This window comes from Kitasatospora sp. NPDC056651, from assembly GCF_042792155.1.
Classification (GTDB): domain Bacteria; phylum Actinomycetota; class Actinomycetes; order Streptomycetales; family Streptomycetaceae; genus Kitasatospora.
The window spans coordinates 111,616-120,123 of the sequence record NZ_JBHTWX010000009.1; the positions used below are offsets into that span (position 1 = coordinate 111,616).

Annotated in this window: 12 protein-coding genes; 9 read left to right on the top strand and 3 right to left on the bottom strand. The window is 68.6% G+C overall.

All coding sequences use genetic code 11. The annotated features are described in order from the left end of the window. Positions 1–77: 77 nt before the first annotated feature. From ACFRAR_RS06590 to ACFRAR_RS06605, 4 genes are all read left to right on the top strand, one after another. Positions 78–917 carry a DUF4097 domain-containing protein gene (locus ACFRAR_RS06590; protein ID WP_380695436.1) on the top strand — a complete coding sequence of 280 codons (840 nt, stop codon included), beginning with the start codon at positions 78–80 and terminating at the stop codon, positions 915–917. Beyond that, positions 917–1,852, top strand: coding sequence for an ATP-binding cassette domain-containing protein (locus tag ACFRAR_RS06595; protein ID WP_380695438.1), 936 nt, complete (start codon positions 917–919; stop codon positions 1,850–1,852). Before ACFRAR_RS06590 ends, ACFRAR_RS06595 begins: the two co-directional genes overlap by 1 nt. Further along, on the top strand, positions 1,849–2,628 hold the full coding sequence (locus ACFRAR_RS06600) for an ABC transporter permease (RefSeq protein ID WP_380695440.1): 780 nt from the start codon (positions 1,849–1,851) through the stop codon (positions 2,626–2,628). Before ACFRAR_RS06595 ends, ACFRAR_RS06600 begins: the two co-directional genes overlap by 4 nt. A 114-nt stretch (positions 2,629–2,742) precedes the next feature. Further along, entirely contained in the window at positions 2,743–3,351 is a 609-nt protein-coding gene (locus ACFRAR_RS06605; protein ID WP_380695442.1) for a hypothetical protein, read from the top strand. 40 nt (positions 3,352–3,391) lie between these two features. On the opposite strand, the gene ACFRAR_RS06610 is transcribed toward ACFRAR_RS06605, so the two are convergent. The 3 genes from ACFRAR_RS06610 to ACFRAR_RS06620 all read right to left on the bottom strand — a co-directional run bounded on the left by ACFRAR_RS06610 (position 3,392) and on the right by ACFRAR_RS06620 (position 5,442). After that, positions 3,392–3,790, bottom strand: coding sequence for a hypothetical protein (locus tag ACFRAR_RS06610; RefSeq protein WP_380695444.1), 399 nt, complete (start codon positions 3,788–3,790; stop codon positions 3,392–3,394). Between the two features lie 609 nt (positions 3,791–4,399). Further along, positions 4,400–4,585 (bottom strand): DUF397 domain-containing protein, encoded by a 186-nt coding sequence (locus ACFRAR_RS06615; RefSeq protein WP_380695446.1) that lies wholly within the window; start codon positions 4,583–4,585, stop codon positions 4,400–4,402. 11 nt (positions 4,586–4,596) lie between these two features. Continuing rightward, positions 4,597–5,442, bottom strand: a complete 846-nt coding sequence (locus tag ACFRAR_RS06620) for a helix-turn-helix domain-containing protein (RefSeq protein ID WP_380695448.1) — start codon at positions 5,440–5,442, stop codon at positions 4,597–4,599. Between the two features lie 229 nt (positions 5,443–5,671). Between ACFRAR_RS06620 and ACFRAR_RS06625 the strand changes: the two genes are divergently transcribed. The 5 genes from ACFRAR_RS06625 (at position 5,672) to ACFRAR_RS06645 (ending at position 8,394) form a co-directional block, all read left to right on the top strand. After that, positions 5,672–6,043, top strand: a complete 372-nt coding sequence (locus tag ACFRAR_RS06625; RefSeq protein WP_380695450.1) for an ATP-binding protein — start codon at positions 5,672–5,674, stop codon at positions 6,041–6,043. Then, on the top strand, positions 6,040–6,303 hold the full coding sequence (locus ACFRAR_RS06630) for a hypothetical protein (protein ID WP_380695452.1): 264 nt from the start codon (positions 6,040–6,042) through the stop codon (positions 6,301–6,303). Before ACFRAR_RS06625 ends, ACFRAR_RS06630 begins: the two co-directional genes overlap by 4 nt. 27 nt (positions 6,304–6,330) lie before the next feature. Continuing rightward, positions 6,331–7,035, top strand: coding sequence for a DUF6193 family natural product biosynthesis protein (locus tag ACFRAR_RS06635; protein WP_380695454.1), 705 nt, complete (start codon positions 6,331–6,333; stop codon positions 7,033–7,035). A 164-nt stretch (positions 7,036–7,199) separates the two neighbouring features. Continuing rightward, a complete protein-coding gene (locus ACFRAR_RS06640; protein WP_380695456.1) occupies positions 7,200–7,742 on the top strand; it encodes a GNAT family N-acetyltransferase in 543 nt (180 codons plus the stop codon). Positions 7,743–8,070: 328 nt separating this feature from the next. Continuing rightward, the gene (locus ACFRAR_RS06645) at positions 8,071–8,394 is read left to right on the top strand and encodes a hypothetical protein (RefSeq protein WP_380695458.1); all 324 of its coding nucleotides are present in this window, start codon (positions 8,071–8,073) and stop codon (positions 8,392–8,394) included. Positions 8,395–8,508 lie beyond the last annotated feature (114 nt).

The following is an 8,508-nucleotide window of genomic DNA, read 5'->3' on the forward strand; positions in this document are numbered from 1 at the left end:
CCACCTTCTGCACCTTCGACGTCACCCCCGCTCCGACCAGCGGGAACACCCACACGAGTCAAGAGGACGGGACAGCCATGCCCACGTACGAGACCGACGGACCGATCTCCGCCATCCTCGAGTTCGACATCGGATCGGTCTGGATCAAGGCGAGCAAGCGCACCGACGCCGTGGTCGAGGTCCGGCCCGCCAACCCGGCCAATGAGGCGGACGTCAGGGCCGCCGAGCAGACCCAGGTCGACTTCTCGGCCGGCCGGCTCGGCATCAAGGCCCCCAAGCAGCGCTCCGTCTTCACCAGCAAGAAGGGCTCGATCGAGATCCTGGTAGAGCTGCCGGTCGGCTCCGAGGTCCACAGCGAGTCCCCGATGGCCGAGTTCATCACCGAGGGGCCGCTCGGGGCCTGCCGGCTGAAGACCTCGCTCGGCCGGATCCAGGTCGAGCACGCCGACAGCGCCCGGCTGGACAGCGGCTTCGGGGACGTCCGGCTCGGGGGCACGGCCTGGGACGCCGAGGTGACGGGCGCCGGCCGGATCGAGATCGGATCCGTCGGGGGCCGGCTGACGGTCAAGAACAGCAACGGCGACACCGAGATCGAGGAGGTGCGCGGCGCGCTGCGCGCCAACTCCTCCAACGGCCGGATCCACGTCGGTTCCGCCGAGGGGGACGTGGACGCCAAGTCGGCGCACGGTCACATCCGGGTCGGCCGGGTGGTCCGCGGAAAGGTCACCCTCCAGACCAGCGTGGGGGACGTCGAGGTCGGCATCGCCGAGGGCACCGCGGCCTGGCTCGACGTGCACAGCAAGGTCGGCGGCGTCCGCAACGACCTCGGCCCCACCCAGGGCCCGGGCGAAGCCGTCGAGACGGTCGAGGTCCACGGCCGCACCCAGGTCGGCAACGTCATCGTCCGGAGGGCCTGATGGCGGCGGCCCCGGCGATCTCGGCCACGGGGCTCACCAAGTCCTACGGGGACAAGGCGGTGCTGAGGGGCGTCGACCTGGAGATCCCGGCGGGCAGCGTGTTCGCCCTGTTAGGGCCCAACGGCGCCGGCAAGACCACCACCGTGCAGATCCTCTCCACCCTGATCCCGGCCGACGGCGGGACGGCCCGGGTGGCCGGCCACGACGTCGACCGCGAGGCCGGCGGGGTGCGGAAGACGATCGGGGTGACGGGCCAGTTCTCGGCGGTGGACAACCTGCTGACCGCCGAGGAGAACCTGCTGCTGATGGCCGACCTCAACCACCTCCGCCGTCGGGAGGGGCGGAGGCGGGCCGAGGACCTGATGCGGCGGTTCGACCTCACCGAGGCCTCCCGCCAGGCCGTCGTCACCTACTCCGGAGGCATGCGGCGCAAGCTCGACCTCGCGATGACGCTGGTCGGCGACCCGGAGGTGATCTTCCTGGACGAGCCGACCACCGGGCTGGACCCGCGCAGCCGGCGCACCATGTGGGAGATCATCCGGAGCCTGGTCGCCGACCAGGGGGTGACGATCTTCCTCACCACCCAGTACCTGGAGGAGGCCGACCGACTCGCCGACCGGATAGCCGTCCTGGACGGCGGCCGGATCGTCGCCGAGGGCACCGCCGAGGAGCTGAAGCGGATCGTCCCCGGCGGGCGGATCCGCCTCCAGTTCGCGGACGCCGCCCGACTGGCCACCGCCGCCGCCCTGTTCGAGTACGCCGAGGCCGACACCGAGGCGCTGCGGCTGGAGATCCCGGGGGACAACTCCGTCCTCACCGTGAAGGCCGTCCTGGACACGCTCGACAACGCGTCCGCCCCGGCCGAGTCACTGGTCGTCGAGACGGCCGATCTGGACGACGTGTTCCTCCGACTGACCGGGGAGGGCGTGCGATGAGCATCGCCACGGGCACGGCCGGCCACGCGCTCGGCGACTCGCTGACCATGCTGCGCCGCAACCTCAAGCACGCGCTGCGGTACCCGTCGCTGACTTTCGCGGTCGTGGTGATGCCGGTCATGATGCTGCTGCTGTTCAACTACGCCTACGGCGGCACGCTGGGCGCCGGCATCGGCGGCGGCCACTACATCGACTACGTCACGCCGGGCATCGTGCTGATGGCGGCCACCTCCGGATCGCTGGTCACCGCCATCGGCATCTGCACCGACATGACCGAGGGGATCGTCAACCGCTTCCGCACGATGGCGATATCGCGCTCCGCCTTCCTGGCGGGGCACGTGGTGGGCAGCGTCATCCAGACCATGATCGGCCTGGTGCTGGTGATCGGCGCGGCCCTCGCGATGGGCTTCCGGCCGAACGCCGGGCCGGTGGAGTGGCTGGCGGCGATGGGGCTGCTGCTCTTCCTCACCATCGCGCTGACCTGGATATCGGCGGGCATCGGCCTGGTGGCCAAGACGGTCGAGAGCGCCAGCAACATGCCGATGCCGCTGCAGTTCCTGCCCTTCATCGGCAGTGCCATCGTGCCCACCGACTCCATGCCGGAGGCCATGCGCTGGTTCGCCGAGTACCAGCCCTTCACTCCCATGATCGAGACCCTGCGCGGGCTGCTGATGGGCACCGGGATCGGCACCAGCGCCTGGAGCGCCCTGGCGTGGTGCACGGCGCTGACGCTGGTCGGCTACTTCTGGTCGCGGAGCGTGTTCTACCGGCGGTGACGGGGGTGCGGCCGGTGGTGCGCCGGGCAGCCCGGGCGGCGGGGAGACCGTCGTCCGGGCTGCCTGGTGTCTCCGTAGTAAAGTCCCGGCAAAAGGCAACTCCGGGGGGAGCAAATGGCAGTGACGCGCCGCCAGAAGGTCGTGTGGTGGCTCCGGGGTGCGGCACTGGCGGCCTTGCTGGTGTACCTCCCGGGCTACTTCTCCTCCCGCCAGGGCGGGCTGGTCGAGGTCGAGCGCTGGCTGAACCACCCGGTGCTGCTGCTCGGGACGTCGATCGCGCTGGCCGTGGCCTCGGCGGTGGCCCAGTTCGAGTTCCGCACCAGGTGGGCGCAGATCGGTTGCGCGGCCGTCCTGTCGCCGCTCATCGTCGTCGGGGCGATGGTCGGCGCGTTGGCGTACATCTTCGGCAGCGAGGGCCAGGCCGAGCGGCGGCCCGGACCGGGGCATCCGGACAGGGTGCTGACCGTCACCAACATCGCCTCGCTCGACCCGGTCTACCGGGTGGAGCTGGTGTCCGGTACCGGCTGGTCGGCGCGTCACTGGAGCATGGGCACCTGGGACACCGAGGACGGCGACTTCATCCGCGTCGACTGGGCCGGACCGGACCTGATAACGATCACCAGGGAGACGAAGCTCACCGCCTTCGACGTCCTCCCGGACGGGAGCCTGGGCGAGCCCCGGGACCTGCCCCTGCCCCGGAACGGGGACGCCCCTCCGCCGTGAGCCGGGGGAGGGGCGCGCCTTTCGCGTCAGCGGCCGGGCATCACCAGGTGTCGATGCCCATGGTCTTGGCCGCGCTGTGGATGGCGTTGTAGTGCGGGATCGACATGTCGGACTTCTTCTTGTCGGCCGGAAGGTTCCGGTCGGCGGCCCGGAACTCGTCGCGGGCCTCGGCGAGCAGGCTGGTGCCGTGGGAGACCGGGACGTCCTTGGTGCCGTGCGCCGGGTGGGACTTGGCGGCGGTCTTGCTGCCGGCGTTGATCAGGGTGTTGCGGGCCTGGTTGTAGTCGGCGACCTTGATGGTCTTCGGGTTGCGGAGCTCCGCCTGGACCCCGGCCGTCGACTGCGCCTGTTCGGCGGCCGTGGCGGCGGGCGCGGCAGCGGCGGTGAGCGCACCTGTCATGAGGACGGTGGCGAAGGCGTTCCGAAGGCTCCTGTGCATGAGGGGGTCCCTTTCGATCGGAAAGCGTCGAGGATGCGCCCCGGGATGAGGAGAACGGAACGGTCGGGGCGCGAACGTCTCGGCCTTACCCCGGTGCCTGGAGGCGGAAAACCGGCTTCCGCTCGGGGGATTCGGTGAGGATGAGATCAGGCCTTTTCCCGATTTTGCTTCAATGTGATTGGTGTCCGCCCTGGGCTGCGGAACGCGTAAGGGCCCGGCACCTGGGGAGGTGCCGGGCCCTTACGGATGTGGAGCGCCAGGCCCGGGTTGCACGGACTCTTCCTACTGAAAGTAGGACGTACTCTGGTAGTACCGCTGACGCCTGGCGAGGGATCGTGCCCCTCGCTACGAGAAGAACATTAGCAGCTCATCGCACAAATGTTGAATCGGGGTCAGGTGTGAGGCGAAGGGACGTGGAACGCGCAAGGGCCCGACATCTGGGGAGATGTCGGGCCCTTGCGGATGTGGAGCGCCAGGCCCGGGTTGCACGGACTCTTCCTACTGAAAGTAGGACGTACTCTGGTAGTACCGCTGACGCCTGGCGGGGGATCTTGTCCCTCGCGACTGAGAGAACGTTAGCAGCTCAGAGCCCGTGCGCCCAATCGGGGGTCAGGCGGAGAACTCGCCCGCGCGGATGGCCGAGACGAGGTCGCGCCACTCGTCGGGAGTGAGGTGGGCGATGCCATCGGGTCGAAGGCTGCTGCGGACGAAGACGGCGTCGGGACCTATGGCCACCTCGGGGCAGTTGTTCCCATCTCCGCATGCGGTAGGCCTTTGCCAGGCGAGCTCATCCATGTCGGTTCCTCTCACAAGGTCTTCGCGATGCGCGAGATCAGGTCACGTGACTCATCAGGACCGAGCGCTCGATCTCTCATCGCGGCAATGACGCCCTGGTAGTTCTTGAGCTGGTTCACATCGGTCAGGAATGCCGGTGTGCCGATGGAGTCGAGTTGCACGGTGTCCAGGCGAGCAACCGGCCCTCGTGCGTACATGACCGCCTGGCCGGCTCCCTTGAAACCGCCGGCTCGGAACTCCACTACGCGCAGCGCCACGTTGGGGAGTTCCGACAGTGCCAGGAGATGCTCGAGCTGGGTGCGGGCCACGGCTGCTCCGCCGAACATCATCCGGAGCGCGGCCTCGTGAACGATCGCCTCGTACGGCATGGGGTCGGCTCGCGTGAGGAGCTGGGTCCGGAACATTCGGTTCTCTACCCGAGCTTCGACGTTCAGTGGCCTCAACGGCGGGTAGACCTCGCGGAATATCTCCCGAGCGGTGTCCTCGGTCTGCATCAAGCCGGGCACATGGCAGATCTGATAGGTCACGAGGCCGTGTGCATGATGCTCGACCTCTGAGATATCAAGCAGACCGGTGGAGACGAGTCCACGATGGTCCTCCCACCAGCCTTTTGACTTGTCTCCGGCCATCGCCGCCAGGGCGTCGACGTAGGCGGAGTCGCCTTCCTCGTACTCGGACGCAAGGGCGACCACCCGATCGGGGGTGATCGCATACATCCCCTGTTCGATGAGCGTGATCTTCGTGCGACTCAACCCGAGGACGGCGGCGGCCTCAGCAGTGGTCATGCTTGCGGCATCGCGCATCTTCCGTAGCTCGATACCGATCCGCTGCTTGCGTGCGCTCGGAATTTGGGGCATGGCGCCAAGCATCTAACGCGGTGAGGGTGCGAGTCCAGCCACTCTTTTTGGGGACAAGTTCCCAGAAGCATGGGACATGTTCCCAGTCTTGCCCTACAGTCTGTGATGCACCGATCACCGAACGGGTCGTCAGTAACGCCGCTCGGGCACCGAAGAACACCCATGTCCATTGGGCTCGTTCACGGCGACGCATCCGCCGGTCTCATCCCCATCCCCCCTGGGAGACCTCGTGCGCAACCTCAACTCCCCCTCCCTCACCCTCTCCCGTGGCGCCCTCCGCGACGGCATGGCCGGCGCCGGCTGGCCGCCCTCCCTCATCGCGGACGCCGAGCTCGCCATGGTCGAACTCATCGTCAACGCCTGGCGCCACGGCAGGACCACCTCCCCCGTCATCCTCATCGACCACCGCGCCACCACTCTCCGGGTCTCGGTCTCCGACCGCAGTCCGCTCCTGCCGGAGCAGCCGCGCGACCTCCCCCTCCTCTCCGAGTCCGGTCGGGGCCTCCAGCTTGTCGCCGGGCTCACCCACCGCTGGGGCGTCGATCCCCAACACCTGGGCAAGACCGTCTGGTTCGAGCTGATGCGGGAGCGCTGCCGGTGAGCGCCCACCACCCCATCCACCCCGCCGATCCGGCGCTCCTCCACCTCACCCCCCGCCAGCTCACCGAGCTGATCGTCGAACTCCGCGTCGAAGGGCGCGAGTTCGGCCTCCTCTGGCCCTCTGCCGAATCGGGCGAGGTCAACCTCTACGGCCACCGCCTGATCGACATCGGCAACATTCCGGCCAGCACCCTGATCAACCTCCTCGCGCTCCTGCGGGAGTACCGGCGAAGCCTTGGTGTCCGCCCCCAGTCGGAGTGAGCCCTCCGTCCTTGTCAGACTGGGGTCATGAACTCCGGCTCTGGTAAGAGAAAATGGGACGAGGACGGCGCCCTCCGGGCAGCGCTGAGAGACACAGCGGAGGAACTCGGGCTCGTCCTACCCGAGTCGGACGGGCAGTGGGGCTGCCTCGCGGAGTACCTCGGTGCGGGGAACGGCTTGCGCGCGGTGGTGTCTCCGCCGGGCAACGGACGGCGGACCTTCGACGTGCGCCTCCAGCTCAACCGCACGCCCGTGGCCGGCGGGGGGACTTCGGACCTCGCCAAGGCGGCCAGGGCGGTGGCGGCCTGGACGGGCGGCGCGGGGCTCGAAGAGACCCGGGCGCGTGCCTCGTGCATCAAGTACCGGCCCTGGGCCCTCGCCCACGAGCGCGAACCCTTCGGCAAGGTCGAGTTGACCTGGCTCGTCAAGCTCGACCGCATCCACTCGGCGCCGTTCAGCCGGCACCCGCGCGCCCACGAGGTGCTGGCGGCGGCGTACGCCCAGCCGGTGCTGCGCGGGCTGATGCCGGTCAACAGCCACTACAACCTGTGGTTCTCCACCACCATCGAGGAGTTCTGGAAGACGCATGTCGGCTACGTCCTCTGCCCGTACGACGAGGGGCTGTACGGGGTGCGGAGCCGCGGTGAGCTGATCGCGCGCACCGAGACGGCCGAGGAAGCCGTCGCCCTGGTGGCGGCCGCCCTCCCTGAGGGGATCGGCCCGGCGAGCTGACCCCCCCGCCGCGGCACGAGAAGTCGGACCGGCCGACTTCTCGCGCCGGCGGGAATCCGTCAAGTGGCGCTCCGAGGGCGGCCGCTCGCGTCGTCGGGTGCGTCGTCGGCCGCCGGGCCTCACATGGATTGCCGCCGAACGACTCCTTCGGATAGGAAGCTCGCATGCTTCGAGGCGACAGGACCGGGCTGCGGGCCCGGTACGACGAGGACATCCCGATCCTGCGGGCTGAGCTCTACGACGACGTGGCCAACTCCGCCCGCTCAGAGGGGCGTCCGTGGCGGCCGATCGTCCCCGGCTCGGAGGACCGGCGGCTCGTGGTGGACGAGAACGACAGCACGAACGTCCCCTTCTCCGTGGTGGAGCTGGGCGGCGGCACGCTGGTCGGCTCCGCGAACCTGTGGGGGATCGACACCCACCACCGGTCCGCGCACATCGGGTTGGGGCTGCTGCCGTCCTGCCGCGGCAAGGGCTACGGCGCCGACGTGGTTTCGGTGCTGTGCCACTACGGGTTCGTCGTGCGCGGCCTCAACCGGCTCCAGGTCGAGACCCTGTCGGACAACATCCCGATGCTGCGCGCCGCCGAGCGGAACGGCTTCGTCCGCGAGGGCGAACTGCGCTCCTCTGCCTGGGTGATGGGTCGGTTCGTGAACCAGGTGCTGCTCGGACTCCTCGCCGAGGACTGGAAGCCGGGAGCGAAGGCCTGAGGGCGGCCTGCCTGCCCGACCTTCCGGCCGCCGCGCGACTACTGGTGGTAGCAATCGCACGGCCGAAGTCCGCTCGGCCTGGCGAGCGGGCCGGTGGGCTCGCGTTCTCGGAAGGTCCAGGTCAGGCCGCTCGTCTTCCGTCGCCCTGCTCGGATCGGCCTCGAATTTGTCCGATTTCGATGACATTGCGAAATGTGACGCGCCGTATAGGAACAAGAAGAACTCTCCCGGCGGGATGTCGTCTCCCTGTAGGGTCATGATCAGGGGGCCCGGACAGGAAAGGGAATTCCCCAATCGAAAACCGGGAGTTTTCATGGTTTCACGGAGCATGCGGTCAAAGATCGCAAAGGTTTCTCTGGTCGGCATATTCTCGGCCGCCGCAATCACGACCGTCGCGCCTTCGGCATTCGCCGGCGGCACTAGCGGCACCACGAACGGCTGCTACTCCACCTGGGGCAACACGGGCTCCAACGCCCACTGCACCAACCCCGTCGTCACGGTGAGCGGCTACTACCAGAACTTCGGGTCGTGCAGCTACTCGAGCGACCAGTACTCCACGCGGTACTTCTACAGCCAGGGGTCCGCGCCCAACAACTGGGGTCAGGTCGACTGCACCTTCTCGATCAGCTACTCCAGGGTCAACTACGGCTGATCCACTGAAATAGCGCGGCGTTTGGGCCGTGTGGCCCCGGGGGCCCGCCGGGGCACGGCCCGGGGGAGGAAGTGAAAAACGGGGGGTGGGGAGTGGGGGTGTGCGGGATGTATC

What these genes read in the sequence shown, in the direction of transcription:
- ACFRAR_RS06590 (WP_380695436.1), top strand. Translation starts at nt 78, where the DNA reads ATGCCCACGTACGAGACCGACGGACCGATCTCCGCCATCCTCGAGTTC.
- ACFRAR_RS06595 (WP_380695438.1), top strand. Translation starts at nt 917, where the DNA reads ATGGCGGCGGCCCCGGCGATCTCGGCCACGGGGCTCACCAAGTCCTAC.
- ACFRAR_RS06600 (WP_380695440.1), top strand. Translation starts at nt 1,849, where the DNA reads ATGAGCATCGCCACGGGCACGGCCGGCCACGCGCTCGGCGACTCGCTG.
- ACFRAR_RS06605 (WP_380695442.1), top strand. Translation starts at nt 2,743, where the DNA reads ATGGCAGTGACGCGCCGCCAGAAGGTCGTGTGGTGGCTCCGGGGTGCG.
- ACFRAR_RS06610 (WP_380695444.1), bottom strand. Translation starts at nt 3,790, where the DNA reads ATGCACAGGAGCCTTCGGAACGCCTTCGCCACCGTCCTCATGACAGGT.
- ACFRAR_RS06615 (WP_380695446.1), bottom strand. Translation starts at nt 4,585, where the DNA reads ATGGATGAGCTCGCCTGGCAAAGGCCTACCGCATGCGGAGATGGGAAC.
- ACFRAR_RS06620 (WP_380695448.1), bottom strand. Translation starts at nt 5,442, where the DNA reads ATGCCCCAAATTCCGAGCGCACGCAAGCAGCGGATCGGTATCGAGCTA.
- ACFRAR_RS06635 (WP_380695454.1), top strand. Translation starts at nt 6,331, where the DNA reads ATGAACTCCGGCTCTGGTAAGAGAAAATGGGACGAGGACGGCGCCCTC.
- ACFRAR_RS06640 (WP_380695456.1), top strand. Translation starts at nt 7,200, where the DNA reads ATGCTTCGAGGCGACAGGACCGGGCTGCGGGCCCGGTACGACGAGGAC.
- ACFRAR_RS06645 (WP_380695458.1), top strand. Translation starts at nt 8,071, where the DNA reads ATGCGGTCAAAGATCGCAAAGGTTTCTCTGGTCGGCATATTCTCGGCC.